18 protein-coding genes are annotated in these 18,094 nt (G+C 39.5%); 13 read left to right on the forward strand and 5 right to left on the reverse strand.

The window, feature by feature from the left end:
* Nucleotides 1-21 precede the first annotated feature (21 nt).
* The gene (gene mnmA / locus EZ456_RS11110; protein WP_131530107.1) at nt 22-1,113 is read right to left on the reverse strand and encodes a tRNA 2-thiouridine(34) synthase MnmA; all 1,092 of its coding nucleotides are present in this window, start codon (nt 1,111-1,113) and stop codon (nt 22-24) included.
* A 476-nt stretch (nt 1,114-1,589) separates the two neighbouring features.
* On the opposite strand from mnmA, the gene EZ456_RS11115 reads away from it, so the two are divergent.
* From EZ456_RS11115 to arsB, 5 genes are all read left to right on the forward strand, one after another.
* Nucleotides 1,590-3,875: a GH92 family glycosyl hydrolase gene (locus EZ456_RS11115; RefSeq protein ID WP_131530109.1), complete on the forward strand. Its 2,286-nt coding sequence runs from the start codon at nt 1,590-1,592 to the stop codon at nt 3,873-3,875.
* A 386-nt stretch (nt 3,876-4,261) separates the two neighbouring features.
* Nucleotides 4,262-4,591, forward strand: a complete 330-nt coding sequence (locus EZ456_RS11120) for an ArsR/SmtB family transcription factor (RefSeq protein ID WP_131530111.1) — start codon at nt 4,262-4,264, stop codon at nt 4,589-4,591.
* Nucleotides 4,592-4,628: 37 nt separating this feature from the next.
* The gene (locus EZ456_RS11125; RefSeq protein WP_131530113.1) at nt 4,629-5,195 is read left to right on the forward strand and encodes a DUF6428 family protein; all 567 of its coding nucleotides are present in this window, start codon (nt 4,629-4,631) and stop codon (nt 5,193-5,195) included.
* A 19-nt stretch (nt 5,196-5,214) separates the two neighbouring features.
* Nucleotides 5,215-5,634: an arsenate reductase ArsC gene (locus EZ456_RS11130; RefSeq protein WP_131530115.1), complete on the forward strand. Its 420-nt coding sequence runs from the start codon at nt 5,215-5,217 to the stop codon at nt 5,632-5,634.
* Between the two features lies 1 nt (nt 5,635).
* Nucleotides 5,636-6,700 carry an ACR3 family arsenite efflux transporter gene (gene arsB, locus EZ456_RS11135; protein ID WP_131530117.1) on the forward strand — a complete coding sequence of 355 codons (1,065 nt, stop codon included), beginning with the start codon at nt 5,636-5,638 and terminating at the stop codon, nt 6,698-6,700.
* Nucleotides 6,701-6,827: 127 nt separating this feature from the next.
* Here the strand turns inward: arsB and EZ456_RS11140 are convergent, their stop codons facing one another.
* The 3 genes from EZ456_RS11140 to EZ456_RS11150 form a co-directional block, all read right to left on the reverse strand.
* Nucleotides 6,828-7,679 carry an SDR family oxidoreductase gene (locus tag EZ456_RS11140; protein ID WP_131530119.1) on the reverse strand — a complete coding sequence of 284 codons (852 nt, stop codon included), beginning with the start codon at nt 7,677-7,679 and terminating at the stop codon, nt 6,828-6,830.
* A gap of 21 nt (nt 7,680-7,700) precedes the next feature.
* Nucleotides 7,701-8,543: an SDR family NAD(P)-dependent oxidoreductase gene (locus EZ456_RS11145; protein ID WP_131530121.1), complete on the reverse strand. Its 843-nt coding sequence runs from the start codon at nt 8,541-8,543 to the stop codon at nt 7,701-7,703.
* Between the two features lie 82 nt (nt 8,544-8,625).
* A complete protein-coding gene (locus tag EZ456_RS11150; protein ID WP_131530123.1) occupies nt 8,626-9,537 on the reverse strand; it encodes a helix-turn-helix domain-containing protein in 912 nt (303 codons plus the stop codon).
* Nucleotides 9,538-9,684: 147 nt separating this feature from the next.
* Between EZ456_RS11150 and EZ456_RS11155 the strand changes: the two genes are divergently transcribed.
* From EZ456_RS11155 to fabF, 5 genes are read left to right on the forward strand one after another with little or no spacing between them, the layout of a single operon-like run.
* On the forward strand, nt 9,685-10,272 hold the full coding sequence (locus EZ456_RS11155) for a TetR/AcrR family transcriptional regulator (protein WP_131530125.1): 588 nt from the start codon (nt 9,685-9,687) through the stop codon (nt 10,270-10,272).
* A gap of 39 nt (nt 10,273-10,311) precedes the next feature.
* Nucleotides 10,312-10,797, forward strand: coding sequence for a PaaI family thioesterase (locus tag EZ456_RS11160; RefSeq protein ID WP_131530127.1), 486 nt, complete (start codon nt 10,312-10,314; stop codon nt 10,795-10,797).
* A gap of 14 nt (nt 10,798-10,811) precedes the next feature.
* On the forward strand, nt 10,812-11,582 hold the full coding sequence (locus EZ456_RS11165; protein WP_131530129.1) for an SDR family oxidoreductase: 771 nt from the start codon (nt 10,812-10,814) through the stop codon (nt 11,580-11,582).
* A 13-nt stretch (nt 11,583-11,595) separates the two neighbouring features.
* On the forward strand, nt 11,596-11,814 hold the full coding sequence (locus tag EZ456_RS11170) for a DUF2798 domain-containing protein (RefSeq protein ID WP_131530131.1): 219 nt from the start codon (nt 11,596-11,598) through the stop codon (nt 11,812-11,814).
* An 11-nt stretch (nt 11,815-11,825) separates the two neighbouring features.
* A complete protein-coding gene (gene fabF / locus EZ456_RS11175; RefSeq protein WP_131530133.1) occupies nt 11,826-13,076 on the forward strand; it encodes a beta-ketoacyl-ACP synthase II in 1,251 nt (416 codons plus the stop codon).
* Between the two features lie 370 nt (nt 13,077-13,446).
* On the opposite strand, the gene EZ456_RS11180 is transcribed toward fabF, so the two are convergent.
* Nucleotides 13,447-14,097, reverse strand: coding sequence for a YceH family protein (locus EZ456_RS11180; protein WP_131530135.1), 651 nt, complete (start codon nt 14,095-14,097; stop codon nt 13,447-13,449).
* Between the two features lie 175 nt (nt 14,098-14,272).
* Here EZ456_RS11180 and EZ456_RS11185 point away from each other — a divergent pair, with 175 nt between their 5' ends.
* Genes EZ456_RS11185 through EZ456_RS11195 form a run of 3 tightly spaced genes read left to right on the forward strand, consistent with a single transcriptional unit; the run spans nt 14,273 to nt 18,002 of the window.
* Entirely contained in the window at nt 14,273-14,896 is a 624-nt protein-coding gene (locus tag EZ456_RS11185) for a (2Fe-2S)-binding protein (RefSeq protein WP_131530137.1), read from the forward strand.
* Nucleotides 14,893-15,876, forward strand: coding sequence for an FAD binding domain-containing protein (locus tag EZ456_RS11190; RefSeq protein WP_131530139.1), 984 nt, complete (start codon nt 14,893-14,895; stop codon nt 15,874-15,876). The genes EZ456_RS11185 and EZ456_RS11190 overlap by 4 nt, the downstream gene beginning before the upstream one ends.
* Before the next feature lie 2 nt (nt 15,877-15,878).
* Entirely contained in the window at nt 15,879-18,002 is a 2,124-nt protein-coding gene (locus EZ456_RS11195) for a xanthine dehydrogenase family protein molybdopterin-binding subunit (RefSeq protein WP_131530141.1), read from the forward strand.
* The last annotated feature ends 92 nt before the right edge of the window (nt 18,003-18,094 follow it).

Genomic DNA, 18,094 nt, shown 5'->3' on the forward strand with positions numbered 1-18,094 from the left:
GTTGTGAACGGATCTCAGCGATTAAACTAAAAATCCTCCGCCCAATAAATCATTTCCTTCGTAAAATACCGCCGATTGACCTGGTGCAATTGCCGAAACATTATGATCGAACACTACACGCATTTTATCTTTTTCCTGAACAATTGTACTTAACATACCCGCATCTTTGTAACGGATTTTAGTAATTACATCATTCATGGGTTCTTCAATGCTTGCATATTTGATCAGGTTAATGTTTCGTACTATGGCTTCGCTGCGTTCAAGCTCCTCAGCTTTACCTAAAACTACGGTATTACTTTCTGGCAGTATTTGTGTAACAAACATAGGCTCGCCAAAGGCAACGCCTAAACCTTTACGTTGGCCAATGGTATAAAAAGGATAACCCTTATGTTGTCCAACGATCATTCCATTACTTAAAATAAAATTTCCGCCGGCTACTCTGTCTTCTAAATCTTCTACTTTATGTTTTAAGAAAGCCCTGTAATCGTTATCCGGAACGAAACAGATTTCGTAACTCTCCGATTTTTTAGCCAGTTCTTCTTGTCCCATATCCAAAGCCATCTGTCTGATATCAGATTTTGCAAAACTGCCCAATGGAAATTTAGTACGCGAAAGGTTTTCTTGCGAAACACCCCACAGTACATAAGATTGATCCTTGTTTTCGTCTTTTCCTTTTGAAATTACGTAACGGCCGCTGTCTTGCTGGCGGATATTGGCATAATGCCCCGTGGCAATAAATTCGCAATCCAGTTTATTGGCACGTTTTAAAAGTGCCTCCCATTTAATGTGTGTATTGCATAGCACACACGGATTTGGCGTTCTTCCGGCAAGATATTCATCAACAAAATTATCGATTACATAATCACCAAATTCATCCCTGATATCAAGAATATAATGTGGAAAGCCATAGTTTACTGCAAGTGTACGGGCATCATTGATGCTATCTAACGAGCAACAGCCAGTTTCCTTACTGCTGCCGCCAGAAGTGGCATAATCCCAGGTCTTCATTGTTAATCCAATAACTTCATAACCCTGCTCATGCAACATTACCGCCGCTACCGAACTATCAACCCCGCCACTCATGGCAACCAGAATTCTACCGTGTTTACTCATCTTAAAAATATTGGATGCAAAAATAAGGTTTATTTAGCTGAAATTATTTAAAGCAAGTCAGTTACTTGTAAAAAGCGGTTGCTAAATTGCTTGGACTTATCACTTAGATGTGCTAAGGTGGCTTAGGTGATCTATATATTTTGAAAATTAGTGATCCGGTGTTAATGGCTGCTGTAGTCCTGCTATCCCTTCAAGTTCTCACTCATGCTTCGCTCCGGGCTTTCCGTTCTGTCAGGTTTATTTAACAAAGCATGTGGTCTCTGGCGATGAAAAGAAACTAGCAAATCTCGTAGGTTTCACAAACCTGCGAGGTCTGAATGTCGAAATAGTTTCAAAAAAGATATAAATTGTATCTTCAATAATCTGAAATGTATTTTTTGTTTTACTTAAACGTTTTAGTATTATGTTTTATGCATATTTGAAGATAAATTAATACCTTAGAATTTTCAACAAAACAAGCTAATTTTAAAACTAATATGATTAAAAAAATTATCCTGCCTTGTCTTTTGCTATCGGCCATGGTTGCATCAGCACAGCAGAATCTGGTGCAGTATGTTAAGCCCATTATTGGTACATCTAAAATGGGGCATACCTATCCTGGCGCAACGGTTCCATTTGGAGCAGTACAGCTAAGCCCCGAAACGGATACTTTATCTTACGAAGTTAACGGTAAATACAATGGCGACGTATATAAATACTGTGCGGGTTATAAATATGAAGATAAAACCATTACAGGTTTTAGTCATACCCATTTCAGTGGTACAGGTCACTCAGATTTAGGCGATTTCCTCATTATGCCAACCCAGGGAAAATTACAGTTAAATCCTGGTACTGCATCAAACCCAAAAGGGGGCTACCGTTCGGCATTTTCTCATGCAAATGAAGTTGCAGAGGCTGGTTACTACAAAGTGAAGCTTGATGATGATAACATTACCGCCGAATTAACCTCTACCACTAGGGTGGGGATGCATCAGTATACTTTTCCTAAATCAGATCAATCGCACATTATTCTCGATTTGATGGCTGGCATTTACAATTATGAAGAAAAAACAGTTTGGACTTATGTTCGCGTAGTGAACGATACGCTAATTACTGGTTACCGCCAAACCAATGGATGGGCCAGAACCAGGACGGTTTATTTTGCGATGAGTTTTTCTAAACCTTTTAAAAGTTATGGACGCAAAAGTTATGATGCCAAGCAAGCTTACAGAGGATTTTGGGGCAAGTTTAACCAAGAGCAAAACTTTCCGGAAATTGCAGGTAAAAAGTTAAAAATGTTCTTCGATTTCGATACGCAGGAAGGAGAGAAGATCAAAATTAAATTTGCCTTGTCACCAGTTAGCCAGGAAAATGCTTTGCAGAATATGCGCGCAGAAATTTCAGGCTGGGATTTCGAAAAAGTAAAGGCTCAGGCACAAGCTACCTGGAACAAAGAATTGAATAAAATTCAGGTAACTACTTCTGGCGATAATAAGATCAATTTTTATACAGCTTTATATCATGCTTTTATAAATCCCACAACTTACACCGATATTAATGGCGAGTATAAAGGTTTAGATCAAGGCGTGCATAAAGCAGAAGGTTTTACCAATTACACCACATTTTCACTTTGGGATACTTACCGTGCCTTACATCCATTCTTTAATATTATGCAGCCAAGCCGCAGTAACGACATGGTAAAATCGATGTTGGCGCATTACGATCAAAGTAGTTTGCATATGTTGCCAATTTGGTCGCATTATGCCAACGATAACTGGTGTATGAGTGGTTATCATAGTGTTTCTGTCATTTCTGATGCGATTATTAAGGGTACTTATAGTGGGGATGCAAACAAAGCTTTAGATGCCTGTATTGCAACAGCTAAACACCGCGATTATGAGGGAATTGGTTATTACATGGATAAAGGCTATATCCCAGCAGAAAAGTCTGGTATATCAGTTTCGAACAACCTCGAATATTCTTACGATGATTGGTCGATTGCTCAATTGGCCAAGAAATTAAACCGCATGGATGTTTATGACGAATTTATCAAGCGTTCTAACAACTGGAAAAACAACTACGATAGTGCTTCAGGATTTATGCGCCCAAAATTGGCTGATGGAACATTTAAAAAAGAATTTGATCCAAAAGATACCGAAGGGCAGGGTTTTATTGAAGGAAACAGCTGGAATTACAGTTTCTTTGTTCCACAGGATCCGGCTTCACTGATTGAAATGATGGGCGGTAAAAAGAAATTTGCGACCCGTTTAGACACTTTGTTTACCATGCATTTACCTGACGAGTTTTTTGCGCATACTGAAGACATTACCCGCGAAGGTATTATCGGCGGTTACGTGCATGGCAATGAGCCGGCACACCATATTGCTTACCTTTATAACTGGACCGATCAGCCATGGAAAACGCAGGCGCAGATCCGTCACATCTTAAACATGCAGTACAAGCCTACTGCCGATGGTTTGGGAGGAAATGACGACTGTGGGCAGATGAGTGCCTGGTATATGTTCTCTTCGTTAGGTTTTTATCCGGTAGCGCCAGGCTCTGATGTATATTCATTAGGCAGTCCATTGGTTAACAATGCTGTAATTAACTTAGAAAACGGCAAAAAATTTACTGTTGAGGCCATTAAACAGAACGATAAAAATGTTTATGTAGAGAAAGTTTTATTGAATGGCAAAGAAATTACTGATCATAAAATCAAGCACGCTGATATCACCAATGGCGGAAAGCTTACATTTTACATGAGCGCAAAACCTAAAAAATAATTTTTCTCATCCCTGTACAAATTGGACCGTTGACTTTAATTAGTCGACGGTTTTTTTGTTTACCCTTCGAATGTCGTCATTTCGAGCGGAGTGCAACGTAGTCGAGAACCCGAAGGCTCTGCGAAGCAAAATCTATCTTGAGATAGATCTCTCCATTCCACTGCGTTCCAGTCGAGATGACGATACTTTTTATTAAATTCTTTGCATTGATAACGGAGTGAAGTGAAGGCAAGGGCCATTATCAACCAAATTTCTTAGTTTTTCCTTGCCTCCGTGGCTAAAAAACACACCAACTCTTTCTCTAGGTAATCTGTTTTGATGAAAACCTATAATTAAAATAAATTTTGATATATAAATTATCTATCGTAATATTGCGATACAAAACTATGGGACTTACCAAAACAGAAATCTTCACAGAAGAGCAGAACCAGATGGCAGCGTTATTAAAAGCGATGGCACATCCTGCGCGGATTGCTATTCTTCAGCGCATTCTTAAATCAAATACCTGTATCTGTGGCGATTTAGTTGAGGAACTTGGCTTAGCTCAGGCAACCATTTCTCAACATTTAAAAGAACTTAAAAATGCGGGTATTATACAGGGGACCATCGAAGGGGTGAGTATCTGTTACTGCATAGAACCTAAAACTTGGAAATTATTACAGACACAGCTTGGCGATTTCTTCGCTTCGTATAAAGGCGAACAAAACTGCTGTTAAAATTTTTTATATAAATCAATCGTTAAATTGCAATATTATGATCAATATATCTTCAACTGAATGGAGCAGTTTCAAGGCTGAACTTCAACAGCATCCAGAATTGGTATTACAGTTCCAATATGCTCCGGGTAAATGGGTAAATGCCAATTATCACATCACCGAAATTAAACAGGCGCCTATTGTTTCGGTAGATTGTGGAGGAGTGATGAACGCCTGGACTGAAATTATCGTACAGTTATGGGAGCCTACGGAAGAGGAAACGGGTAGGGCTATGCAGGTGAAAAAAGCATTATCCATTATCAATCTGGTAGAAAGTAAACTACCGCTAAGCCCCAATGGAATTGTGAAAATTGAATTCGGTAATTCTGCGTTCGATACGAGACAGATGTTTCCAGGTGAATTTAAAATTGATGGTGAGAATCTGATTTTGGATCTAAGTCCTGATGCTACCCAATGTAAAGCCATTAACCGTGGCGGAAGTTGTGGCACCACCGAAACAGGCGAAGAGTGCTGCGCACCCCCTCAGCCCGAAAAAACAAAAATAAAACTAGTTAATCTTGCAGCTGGCCAAAATAGTTGTACCCCTGAAAGTGGTTGTTGTTAATCATTCAAAATTTATAAAGATGAAAAATGTATTGGTGCTTTGCACCGGAAATAGCTGCAGAAGTCAGCTCGCAGAAGGTTATTTAAAATATTTTGCTCAAAATAAAGCTAAAATCTACAGCGCGGGGATTGAAGTTCATGGTGTAAATCCAAAAGCAGTACAGGTGATGGCCGAAGATGGAATTGATATTTCCAGCCAAACATCGAACAATATTGAGGAGTATTTCGATATCTCCTTTGATTATGTAATTACCGTTTGCGATCATGCGAAGGAGAGCTGCCCATATTTCCCAACGCAAGCCATAAAACTGCATCATAACTTCCCAGACCCTGCAAAAGCAGTGGGGACTGAGACTGAAATTATGGCACAATTCAGAAATACGAGAGATCTGGTAAAAGCTTATATGGAAGATTTTGTTAACGAAAACTTAAAAGGTTAAGATGTCGGCAAATGTTTGTGCACCAGCAGTTCAAAGGAAACATTTAAGCTTTTTAGATCGTTACTTAACGCTCTGGATTTTCTTAGCTATGTTTTTAGGCGTGGGTTTAGGCTTTTTGTTCCCATCATCAGCAATCTGGATCAATTCGTTTTCGAGCGGGAGTACAAACATTCCTTTGGCCATCGGATTGATCCTGATGATGTATCCGCCTTTAGCAAAAGTTAACTATCAGAATTTAGGCGAAGTATTCAAAAATGTAAAAATATTGAGTACTTCGCTCGTTTTAAACTGGGTAATCGGCCCGTTTTTGATGTTTTTCCTTGCAATTACATTTTTAAAGGGGTATCCTGAATACATGGTTGGATTAATTTTGATCGGCTTGGCAAGGTGCATTGCCATGGTGGTAGTATGGAATGAACTTGCTGATGGAAACCGGGAATACGCCGCTGGATTAATTGCCTTAAATAGTATTTTTCAGGTATTGCTTTACAGCGTATTTGCATATTTTTTTATTACAGTTTTACCCCCAATATTTGGTTTAAAAGGCCTTAATATATCTATTTCCATCGCTGAAATTGCAAAGAGTGTAGGGATTTATCTGGGGATTCCGTTCTTGCTCGGTATTTTAAGTCAAAAAATACTGATTAAGTGGAAAGGCAAAAAATGGTTCTATTCTACTTTTGTGCCAATGATTTCTCCCATAACCTTAATTGCTTTGTTATTTACCATTGTAGTAATGTTCAGTTTAAAAGGAGAATTAATTGTTCAGATCCCGCTAGATGTACTGCGGATTGCCATACCCTTAGTCATTTATTTTGCTATAATGTTTGTGATCAGTTTCTTTGCAGGCAGGTATTTTGGTGCTGATTATAGCAAAAGTACAGCTATTGCTTTTACGGCAACTGGTAATAATTTCGAGCTGGCCATCGCTGTGGCTATTGGCGTATTCGGTATCAATTCTGGGCAGGCATTTGCAGGAGTAATTGGTCCTTTGGTAGAAGTGCCCGCATTAATTGCGCTGGTTAATTTGGCGCAATGGTTTAAGAGGAGATATTTTAAAGTGTAAAATCTAATCGTCATCTCGACTGAAGCGTAGCGAAATGGAGAGAGCTATCCAGACAGGTTTTGCTTCGCAGAGCCTTTGGGTTCTCGGCTTCGTTGCACTCCGCTCGAAATGACGATTGATCTAAATACTACGCGCTCACCTCATCGAAATTGGTTGCTGTTGCCAGGTATTTCCAATTGGCCATATCTCTTTGTACATCTGCAATTTTTGTATCAGCTACCTGGTAAGCATCAGGACCTAAGAATAAATGAAGCGGTGGGTTTTTACTTTTTGAAGCTTCAATAATCACCTCAACTGCTTTGGCTGGATCGCCTGGTTGCTGGTTGTTGATATCGTTCTGATGTGCTGCTTGCGAGTCGCGCACCTCTTTGTATGCATCAATTGGAGCATTCGGTACCGCTAATGATCCTTCAGTAAGAAATGCTGTTCTAAAATAGCCAGGTTCTACAACTGTTGCTTTAATGCCTAGCGATTTTACTTCGGCAGCTAACGATTCTGTAAATCCAACTACTGCGAATTTTGTAGCGCAATAAATTCCGAAACCAGGGAAGTTACCTGAAAAGCCACCAATTGATGAAATATTGAAAATATGACCCGATTGTTGTTTCCGCAATTGTGGAAGCACCTTCCTGATTACATTTAATGAGCCAAACACGTTCACATCGAAATTTTGACGCGATTCTTTATCGCTTAACTCTTCTAAAGCACCCAGCATTCCATAGCCAGCGTTGTTTACCACAACATCTACCTGACCAAATTTGCTTATCGTTTGACTAACTGCTGCTTCTACACTGCTTTCGTCGATGAGATCAACGGCTAGTGGTAAAAAGTTTTCATGTTCACCAACTGCGTTTATTAAATCATTCAGGTTTCTTGAAGTTGCAGCAACGTTAAGGCCATTGCTTAATAATGTTTTTACTAACGTAAGTCCCAGACCTTTTGATGCGCCCGTCACAAACCAAACTTTTTGATTTTCCATAATATTTTTTGTCTATTGAAATTAATTTTCATCGAAATCTGTCGAAATCGTAATGGCTTTCCAGTCTTTGAATTCCTTCTGCAGTGATTCTACTTTATTGTTCGCCCTTTGGAAGGCGTCGTTCCCTAAAAGTAAATGAACTGGTGGATTAGGCATGCTTGCCAATGAGATCATTGCTGCAGCAGCTTTCTCAGGATCGCCGATCTGCTGACCGTCCATTTTTAGGTATTTGCTGTGTATTGCGCGTACTTCTTCATATTCGGCAATTGGATTGGCGGCCAAAATTAACGAATCAGCGGTTAAGAAACTGGTTCTGAATGCGCCAGGCGCAACCACGGTTACTTTTATGCCAAATTCTTTAAGGTCTTCAGCTGATACTTCTGATAATGCAATTACAGCCGATTTTGCAGCAGCATATACTGCCCAGCCAGTTGCGCCTGCAATGCCCGCAATGGATGCGATGTTGATGATATGCCCGGCGCGTTGTGCCCTTAAATAAGGTGAAGCTTTTCTGATTACATTTAGCGTTCCGAAAACGTTAACATCAAAACTGTTGCGCGTTTCTGTATCGCTCAGCTCTTCAATACTGCCTCCAATTCCGTAACCCGCATTATTGATTACTACATCAATTCTTTCGAATTTAGCAATGGTAGCTTTAATTGCATCCTCAACACTTTGTTCGTCGGACAGGTTAACCGCTATCGGAAGGAATTTTCCGCTATCATTATTTACTGCTTTTTTAAGTTCACCGATATTTCTTGATGTGGCTGCAACAAATTGGCCAGCATTTAGCAACTGATGAACCAAACTTAATCCTAAGCCCTTTGAAGCTCCGGTAATAAACCAAACTTTTTTCTTGCCCATAGTTTTATCCTTTTTGTTAAGACAAAATTACGGCGCAGACAGCTTCGATTTATTACGTTAATCAAACCGATGATTACGAAATTCAAACAATTCGGTAAGAAGTGGGGGTATGGTTGGTCAGTTTTTTGAAAAAGTTGTTAAAATGGGTAGGCTCTTCAAAGCCTAGGCAATAACCTATTTCGGATATGTTCCAGTCGGTATGCTTCAGTAAAGCTTTAGCTTCACTTAGTAAACGCTCAGTAATATAATGTGTAGTGGTTTTGCCAGTGGTTTCTTTAATTGCACGATTTAAGTGGTTTACATGTACCGAAAGCTGAGAAGCAAAATCTTTGGCTGAGCGCATGGTGAACCTTTGCGTAGTCGTTTCGATGGGGAACTGACGTTCTAGTAATTCTGTAAAAACAGAAGTAATCCGGGTATTGGCATCAGTATGTTTAAATAAATTTTCTGATGGCTCTGTTTTTAACGCAAAATGTGTGATTTCTGTAATGTAATTGCGGAGCAGGTCGTATTTATAGATATAATCGGTATTAATTTCCTCAAACATTTTGGAAAAAATAGCCTCAATTTGCTTGTCTTGTTGTTCATTCAAAATGTATGCAGGTTTTCCGCCATGGGTAAACATAGGTAAATCGCCAATGTTTCCGCGGATCTTTTCGGTAAAAAAAGCTTCTGTAAAAATACAAAAATAACCTGTTACCTCACTTTGCTTACCACTGGCCAGTTCCCATGTATAAGGTACCAGCGGATTGAAAAAGATTAAAGCTGTACCATTAATCTCGATACTTTTATCGGCATAGTGGTAAACGTTATGTCCGCGGGTAAGGCAGATTTTGTAATAATCCCTGCGGTTATAACTCATTGGTTTATGATCATCCCTTAAACAATCTTCTAACTTGAAAACGTTAAAATGGCCAACGCCATTTTGTAGGTTATCTGGTAAGAAACTGAATTTATTCTGGTAAAAATCTTCAATGGTCTCAGGCTTGTTCATGAATCAAAGTTACAAAATTCAAACTTAAAACAAATTGCCCCGCTTTGATCAAAACTAGGATAGATTTAAAAAGGAGATTGCGATGATAAAAATATTTTCATTTAATATACCGATTGGTATATATTTGTGTCGTCAATTTAAAAGATCATGACCAAGGCAGAAAAAACAAGAAATTTCATTGTAGAGAAAACGGCACCCATTTTTAATATGAAAGGTTATGCAGGTACTTCTTTAAACGATATTACTGCTGCTACAGGATTAACTAAAGGTAGTATTTATGGCAACTTCGCGAATAAAGATGAAGTGGCGCTGGCGGCATTCGATTATAACCTGAAAAATGTTTCATCGAGGATAGATGCTGAAATGAACAAACAAGTCAGCATAAAGGATAAGCTTTTAGTGTACATCAATATTTACCAAAAATTTATCGATGGTTCAGTATCAGAAGGAGGTTGCCCTGTTTTAAATACTGCAGTTGACGCTGATGATACCCATACCGAATTGCGGGAAAAAGTTTTGAAAGCAGTTTTAGGCTGGAAAAATAAAATTGCTAAACTGGTTGAAGCTGGTATTTCTGCCAAAGAAATTAATGCAGATCATAATCCAGAGCAGGTTGCGCTAACTATTATTGCCATAATAGAAGGTGGCATCATGATTTCGAGGTTAACAACTAAGACTTCGCATTGGGATTTAATTATGGAATCGTTAAAAAAATACATCAATAGCCTCGGCTAAAAATTTTTTAAACTAAAATATACCGATTGGTATTTTATTATGAAAAGAACCAGAACAATAACTTGGGAAGACCCCATGAAAGGAGCGAAGGAAGCCATGCAGATGGATGGTATTGATTACCTGCAGGCCATGAGCGATCATCAGTTCCCGCTGCCCCCATTATTGCATACTTTGGATTTTAGTGTTAGCCTGATCGAAAAGGGCAATGTGGTTTTTGAATTTATCCCTCAGGAATTTCATTACAACCCGATCGGTACCGTGCATGGCGGGGTAATCACTGCCATTTTAGATTCGGCTATGGGCTGTTCTGTCCACTCACTATTACAAGCAGGAAAAGGATACACCACTTTAGAGCTTAAGGTAAATTTCCTGAAAGCCGTTACCATCCAAACGGGAAAATTAAGAACCATCGGTAAAGTGATTAACCTTAGTGGTCGTACGGCCTTAGTAGAAGCACAATTATTTGATGAAAATAATACTGTCTATGCTCACGCGGTGAGCACTTGTTTAATCTTAAAATTTTAAAAAAAAAATATAAAATGAAAACTTCACAAAATACCGTTTTATTGATCGGCGGAACAGCCGGTATTGGTTTAGAAATCGCAAAACAGTTAACTGCTTTGGATAACCATGTAATTATTACCGGCAGGAACCAGGAAAGACTGGATGCGGCTGCAGCATCATTACAAAACGTAACAACTATTCTTTCTGATGTGAGTAAAGCTGAAGATGTGGATCAATTGGTGGCGCGCATCAAGGCCGATTTTCCTCAATTAAATATCGTAATTAACAATGCGGGAAGAGCATTGCTTTACAATTTGGCCGATCCTAACCAAGATGCCTTTGCTAATGCAGAAGATGAAATGTTGACCAATTACCTGTCTATCATCAGGATCAACCAAAAATTATTGCCTGTGCTAAAACAGCAAGAAGCTTCAGCTATCGTAAATGTATCATCTATCGTAGCTTATGTTCCGGGAGTTACTTTGCCAACTTATGCGGCCAGTAAAGCAGCACTACATTCTTATAGTACTTCGTTAAGGTTGAGTTTAGAAGAAACGTCAGTTAAAGTTTTCGAATTAATGCCGCCACTGGTTGATACCGAATTTTCGAAAGAAATTGGTGGTCATAACGGCATTAAACCTTCGGTTGTTGCAGAAGAGCTTTTAGCTGCTTTAGCCAATGATGAATTTGAAATCAGGGTAGGCGATACCGCTAAAATTTATGAACTTTTCAGACAGTCGCCAATTGATGCCTTGAATGTGATGAATGCCAACAGAAAAGCCTGGATTGATTCGGTCGAAAATTAAAAATACAGCAGGGATGAAAAAGAAGGTAGCATTTGCATTTATTATGGCGGTTTTTACTACAGGAATAGTTACTTTCGCGGCCATAAGTGTTAATCTTGGATTTACATCGATCTTTATGAAGGTTTGGTTAAAATCGTGGGGCATTTCTTACATTGTAGCCATTCCTGCTATATTAATTATTGCCCCACGCGTACAATCATTGGTCGATTATTTATTCAGGGATATTGACTAAAAATTATTAAAATGAAAAGAGTAGTAGTAACAGGTTTAGGTGCAATAACACCGCTTGGTAATACCGTTGAGCAATTTTGGCAACAGATATTAGCCGGGAAAAGTGGCATTGGCCCCATTACAAAATTTGATTCGAGTAAATTTAAAACCCATTTTGCAGGCGAAGTAAAGGATTTTAATCCTGAAGCATATCTTGATAAAAAGGAAATTAAAAAGTTTGATCTGTTTACCCAGTATGCCATTGGCTCGAGCGATCAGGCGATAAAAGATTCGGGATTGGATTTCAGTTCAATGAGCGATGATCAATTGGCTGAAGTTGGCGTAATCTGGGCAACTGGAAACGGTGGTATAGGTACTTTTGAAGCACAATTGGAAGAATTTCATGCGGGTGATGGAACACCCAGGTTTAGTCCTTTTTTTATTCCGAAAATGATTGTTGATATCGCCGCTGGCGCAATTTCCATCCGTCATAAGTTACGTGGTCCGAATTATTGTACAGTATCAGCTTGTGCATCATCTAATACCGCTATTATCAATGCTTTCGATACCATTCGTTTGGGTAAAGCAAGTGTAATGATTGCAGGTGGTTCTGAAGCAGCACTTACTAAATCATCGGTTGGCGGATTTAATGCCGCCCAGGCATTATCAAAAAATAACGACGATCCTCAGGGTGCTTCTAAGCCTTTTGATGCCGATAGAGATGGTTTTGTGATGAGCGAAGGTGCAGGTGCATTGGTTTTAGAAGATCTGGACCATGCTTTAGCGCGTGGTGCACATATTTATGCCGAGATTATTGGCGGTGGCATGGCAGCTGATGCTTATCACTTAACCGGAACACCTCCTGATGGGATCGGTGCGGCTTTGGGTATGACAAAAGCTTTAAAAGATGCAGGAATTACTGCTGATAAAATCGATTATATTAATGCACACGCCACTTCTACAGGATTGGGTGACTTAAGTGAGCTAAAGGCAATTAATGCTGTTTTTAACGGGCTACCAGTTGTAATTGGCGCAACAAAATCGATGACAGGTCATTTACTTGGTGCTGCAGGAGCTGTTGAGAGTGTCATCAGTATTTTGTCGATCAGAGATAATGTAGTGCCTCCAACTATTAATACTAAAAATCTGGATGAAAACATTCCAAAAGGATTGAATTTTGTGTTGGGAGAAAGTATTAAAAAGGAAATTAATTATGTTTTAAATAACACTTTTGGTTTCGGTGGGCATACCGCCAGTACTATTTTCAAAAAGTACGAAGCTTAATTAATTTTATCACTCCCGACCCGATAGCTATCGGGTTGATTTGGAATTTTATAAAGTGTTTGGTTAATCGCCAAACACTTTTTTATTTTAGGTTGGTTGTGAACAGGTGCTTCATTCTCAACTCGATAGCTATCGGGTTGATTGGGAGTCGCAATGCAATAAGCTTTAAGATTCCCACCTGCGTGGGAATGACGATCGCTTAAAAAATCCCATATTAGTCTTAGCGTCTCGCTAAAATTTTAGTTTTTTGCCGCGGAGACACAGAAAGCACGGAAAATTTAGTTGGTAATGGTCTTCGACTACGTTCAGACAGACAATCGCGTTAGTTTTGCCTATGGGGTAGCCAACTGATGAACTAATGACTAACCAATTACTTATCCATCAGTAAATTAACCAGCTCTTTCAATTCTTCAATTTCCAGTTCCAGTTTTTCTATTCTGTTTTCCAGTTCGGTAGGATCAAACTGTAGCGCGGCTATCGTTTCGGTTTCAGGTTCTGAAGTAGTTTCAGCTTGTTCACCTAAAAGATGAACAAAACGGGCTTCCTTCTGGCCAGCTTTCTTAGCCAGCTGTTTTACAAAGGCAGGTTCTTCGTCTGATAGTTTTTGAAGATGTTCCAAAACTTCTTCTATACTTTCAAATTCGTACAATCTTCCCGAATTGCTATTAATTTCGCCGGGTGTTAACGGTCCGCGTAAAAGTAAAAGACAAATAATGGCCAACTCCGATGGCAATAAAGGATAAACTATAGCCAGGTTATGTTTGTATTTAGTTGCACGGCTTGATCCTCCTGTAGCCGTAGATATTAAGCCTTTTATTTTAAGTTGATTTAGCGTTAAAGTAATGGTTTCCTCATCGTAATTTACCACCGGATTTCTTGAGCTTTTTTGGTTACACGCAGCTGTTAAACTGTTCAAAGTCATTGGGTAATAATCAGGCGTGGTTCTGCTTTTTTCTATTAATGCGCCTAAAACGCGTTGCTCTTCTGCTGATAAATCGGGTAGTGGTTTTACGTTGTCCATGTTATAAAAGTATAAATTGGTTGAACATTTTGAAAATTATTTTGTTAATGATTTGTTTCTAGGGAGTTATATGAAAATATTACTCGATAGAATAATTCTAAATTTCTGAATTACTATAATCAGAACTTAAGAATTGCGAACTTAGGAGTACATCTCTATATCTAAATATCCAATTATGAAATCTTCCGATCAGAAACCAAACCAAGGTGATAGCAGGCGCGATTTCCTGAAAAAAAGCTCGGTAATTACAGCCATTGCATTAACGCCCGGTGTTGCGGTTAAAGCAGCTGAAAGTAATGCTGATGAACGTTTTGCTGAACTTTTTGAGAAAATCCCCTTAAAGCTTACGGTAAATAATAAAGCTTATCAAACAACAGTAGAGCCTAGAGTAACACTTTTAGATTATTTGCGCGAAGAACTGCACTTAACGGGCACTAAAAAAGGATGTGACCATGGCCAGTGCGGCGCCTGCACGGTTCATGTTGATGGACAAAGGGTAAATTCTTGCCTGAGTTTAGCGGTGATGAATGAAGGAAAGAAAATCACTACGATTGAAGGTTTGGCGAATGGCGATACTTTACATCCTATGCAGGCTGCATTTATCAAACACGATGGCTTTCAGTGCGGTTACTGTACACCTGGTCAGATTATGTCGGCCGTAGCCTGTGTACGCGAAGGCCATACCAATTCAAGAGCTGAGATAAGCGAGTATATGAGTGGAAATATCTGTAGGTGTGGTGCTTATCCTAATATAGTTGATGCAATTATTGAAGTTAAGCAAGGAGGCGAAACGTTATGATCAATTTTCAATATTTAAGAACAACCACAGCAAAATCAGCAATTGCCTTATTGGTAAAAGATAAAAATGCAAAATTCCTGGCAGGTGGTACCAACCTGATTGATCTGATGAAAAGAGGTGTTACTGCACCAGAAAAGCTCATCGATATCAATCACGTTCCACTAAAACAGATCGAGCAGATTGGAAATAAGATCCATATCGGCGCTTTGGCTTCTAACTCTGCTGTTGCAGATCATGCCCTGATAAAAGAGAAACTACCATTACTTTCATGGGCTTTACAGGCAGGAGCATCTGCCCAGCTAAGAAATGTAGCTACTGTTGGTGGTAACATGATGCAACGTACACGTTGTGGTTATTTTTACGATACCGAAATGCCTTGCAACAAACGTCAGCCAGGAACAGGTTGTGGCGCCATGGAAGGTTTTAATCGCATGCATGCTATTTTCGGAACTTCAGAGAAATGTATTGCCGTTCATCCGAGCGATATGTGTGTGGCTCTAATCGCTCTAGATGCTGAAGTGATATTGGCTAATGCCAAAGGGGAACGGAAAATTCCATTTAAAGATTTTCATCGTTTAGCAGGAGATACACCACAGTTAGACAATAACTTAAAGGTAGACGAAATGATTATCCGTTTGGAAATTCCGGTAAGTAACCTGGCTAAAAATTACCATTATCTTAAAGTTAGAGATCGGGCCTCTTATGCTTTTGCCCTTGTATCAGTAGCAGCAGCGTTTGAAATCAGCAATAATAAAATTACCGATGTTCGCTTAGCGATGGGTGGAGTAGCACACAAACCTTGGCGTTTAACGGCATCTGAAAATTTTTTAAAAGGAAAAGAAGCCACTTTAACCAATTTTGAGCAGGCTGCACAATTGGCCATGAAGGATGCAAAAGGCTTTGGAGGAAATGATTTCAAGCTTAAACTGGCACCCAATACGATTATTGAAGCGTTAAATCTTGCAAAATCAAAAGCTTAGTTATGGAAAAGAGAATATTAAAAGACGATAACGATCGCGTAGATGGAATTTTGAAGGTTACGGGACAAGCTAAATATTTTGCTGAATACGAATTACCTGGATTAACCTATGGTGTTTTGGTAACCAGTACCATTACCAAGGGGAAAATTACCGCACTCGATACCAAGGCTGCTGAAAAAGCACCAGGTGTAATTGCTGTGATTTCGCACTTGAATAAACCATCAGCACCTGCTTACGAGCAGGAAGGCGGACCACAAATGAAGATTTTTTATACCGATAAGATTTTTTATAACGGGCAACCGATCGCAATCGTAGTGGCCAATACTTTCGAAAGGGCAACTCATGCCGCCTCATTGGTTAAGGCGAGCTATGCCAAAGAAGAATTTAATACCGATTTTGAGAAAGCTTTAAAAGACCCTAAGGCCAAAAAACTTCAGGGGCAGGCTGATTATAAACGTGGTATAGAAAATGCCTATAAAACCGCAGAGGTAAAGCTCGAAGAAAGATATTTTCTCCCGATTGAGACCCATAACCCAATGGAATTGCACGGGATTATTGCCGATTGGCGACCAAATAACCAACTTACGGTTTACGCCAAAACACAAGGTGTAAAAGCTACTCAGGGAACTATTGCAAATGTGTTTAAAATTCCTATGGAAAATATCCAGGTGAATTCGGAGTTTGTTGGTGGTGGTTTTGGTATGGCTTTACGTACCTGGCCGTTGGAAATTGCTACCGTAATGGCCTCTAAACATATTGGTAAACCTGTAAAAGTGGTGATTACCAGGATGCAGATGTTTACCATGGTGGGTAATCGGCCAGCAGCGATACAAACTATTGGTTTGGGCGCAAATAAAGATGGTAAATTAACAGGCATTACGCATAGGGCTTATGGCGAAACTTCCACTTATGAAAACTTTACCGAAGGCGTGGTTAATATGGCGAAGTTTATGTACCAGTGTGATAACGTAAATACCACCTATGCCATTGTACCAGTTGATCTTGGCGTACCAATATGGATGCGCGGACCAGGCGAGGCAACCGGAGCTTTTGCACTCGAAAGTGCTATAGACGAAATGGCGCATGCTTTGGATATGGATCCATTGGATTTTAGAATCAAAAATGACCCTGAAACCGATCAGCAGAAAAACAAACCATTTTCTAGTAAGAACATTAAAGAAGCCTACAAAATCGGGGCTGAGAAAATAGGATGGAGTAATCGGAAAAATAAACCAGGTAGTTTGGTGGAAGGGCCATGGCAAACAGGTTATGGGGTAAGTATTGGTGTGTTTAACGCCAACAGAGGCAAAGCCAGTGTGAAGGGTATTTTAAAGGCTGATGGATCGCTGCTTTTACAAAGTGCAACCAGCGATATTGGTCCAGGAACAGGAACAGGTATGACTTTAATCGCTAATAAATTGATGAAAATTCCCGTAAATAAAATTACGTTCGAATTGGGCGATTCTTCTTTGCCACCAGCGCCAAGTCAGGGTGGATCGGCTACATTATCAACGGTAGGTTCGGCTGTGAATGATGTTTGTGTGGCGCTAAATTCTGCAATTGCAGAGCTTGCAGCAAATTCAAATATGGATGCTACGGCTAATTTTATTGATGTGTTAAAAAAGAATAACCTTCCACAAATTGAAGTAACCAAAGAGAGCCAGGGTGGTAAGGAGAGAGATAGTTACTCAATGTATTCGTTCTCAATTCATTTTGTGCAGGTAAAGGTTCATTCGCTAACGGGTGTAGTAAAGGTGAGTAAAATTGTTTCTGTAGGCGATTCGGGTACAATTGTAAGTCCGAAAACGGCCCGAAGCCAAATGTTAGGAGGTGCAGTTGGCGGAATCGGGATGGCTTTAACAGAAGAATCAATAATCGATCACCGATATGGAAGATATATCAATAACAACTTTGCCGACTACCACGTTCCGGTAAATGCCGATGTACCAGAGATTGATGTTAATTTTATCAATAAGCCTGATCCCTACATTAATCCGATGGGTGCAAAAGGTATGGGAGAAATTGCTTTGATCGGTTTTTCTGCTGCAGTAGCTAATGCCGTTTTTAATGCAACCGGAAAAAGAATCAGAACATTGCCGATTACCCCAGATAAGATTTTGGCTTAGTTAAGTTGTCTCATAGTGCAAAGCCAGAGAAGTCAAGTTTTTAAAACTTGACTTCTCTAAAGTATGCCAAACAAAAAATGCGTCCCGATTTT

This window comes from Pedobacter psychrodurus, assembly GCF_004331735.1.
Taxonomy (GTDB): Bacteria; Bacteroidota; Bacteroidia; order Sphingobacteriales; family Sphingobacteriaceae; genus Pedobacter; species Pedobacter psychrodurus.

Coding starts and splice junctions, on each gene's coding strand:
- mnmA (WP_131530107.1), bottom strand. CDS start 1,113: ATGAGTAAACACGGTAGAATTCTGGTTGCCATGAGTGGCGGGGTTGAT.
- EZ456_RS11115 (WP_131530109.1), top strand. CDS start 1,590: ATGATTAAAAAAATTATCCTGCCTTGTCTTTTGCTATCGGCCATGGTT.
- EZ456_RS11120 (WP_131530111.1), top strand. CDS start 4,262: ATGGGACTTACCAAAACAGAAATCTTCACAGAAGAGCAGAACCAGATG.
- EZ456_RS11125 (WP_131530113.1), top strand. CDS start 4,629: ATGATCAATATATCTTCAACTGAATGGAGCAGTTTCAAGGCTGAACTT.
- EZ456_RS11130 (WP_131530115.1), top strand. CDS start 5,215: ATGAAAAATGTATTGGTGCTTTGCACCGGAAATAGCTGCAGAAGTCAG.
- arsB (WP_131530117.1), top strand. CDS start 5,636: ATGTCGGCAAATGTTTGTGCACCAGCAGTTCAAAGGAAACATTTAAGC.
- EZ456_RS11140 (WP_131530119.1), bottom strand. CDS start 7,679: ATGGAAAATCAAAAAGTTTGGTTTGTGACGGGCGCATCAAAAGGTCTG.
- EZ456_RS11145 (WP_131530121.1), bottom strand. CDS start 8,543: ATGGGCAAGAAAAAAGTTTGGTTTATTACCGGAGCTTCAAAGGGCTTA.
- EZ456_RS11150 (WP_131530123.1), bottom strand. CDS start 9,537: ATGAACAAGCCTGAGACCATTGAAGATTTTTACCAGAATAAATTCAGT.
- EZ456_RS11155 (WP_131530125.1), top strand. CDS start 9,685: ATGACCAAGGCAGAAAAAACAAGAAATTTCATTGTAGAGAAAACGGCA.
- EZ456_RS11160 (WP_131530127.1), top strand. CDS start 10,312: ATGAAAAGAACCAGAACAATAACTTGGGAAGACCCCATGAAAGGAGCG.
- EZ456_RS11165 (WP_131530129.1), top strand. CDS start 10,812: ATGAAAACTTCACAAAATACCGTTTTATTGATCGGCGGAACAGCCGGT.
- EZ456_RS11170 (WP_131530131.1), top strand. CDS start 11,596: ATGAAAAAGAAGGTAGCATTTGCATTTATTATGGCGGTTTTTACTACA.
- fabF (WP_131530133.1), top strand. CDS start 11,826: ATGAAAAGAGTAGTAGTAACAGGTTTAGGTGCAATAACACCGCTTGGT.
- EZ456_RS11180 (WP_131530135.1), bottom strand. CDS start 14,097: ATGGACAACGTAAAACCACTACCCGATTTATCAGCAGAAGAGCAACGC.
- EZ456_RS11185 (WP_131530137.1), top strand. CDS start 14,273: ATGAAATCTTCCGATCAGAAACCAAACCAAGGTGATAGCAGGCGCGAT.
- EZ456_RS11190 (WP_131530139.1), top strand. CDS start 14,893: ATGATCAATTTTCAATATTTAAGAACAACCACAGCAAAATCAGCAATT.
- EZ456_RS11195 (WP_131530141.1), top strand. CDS start 15,879: ATGGAAAAGAGAATATTAAAAGACGATAACGATCGCGTAGATGGAATT.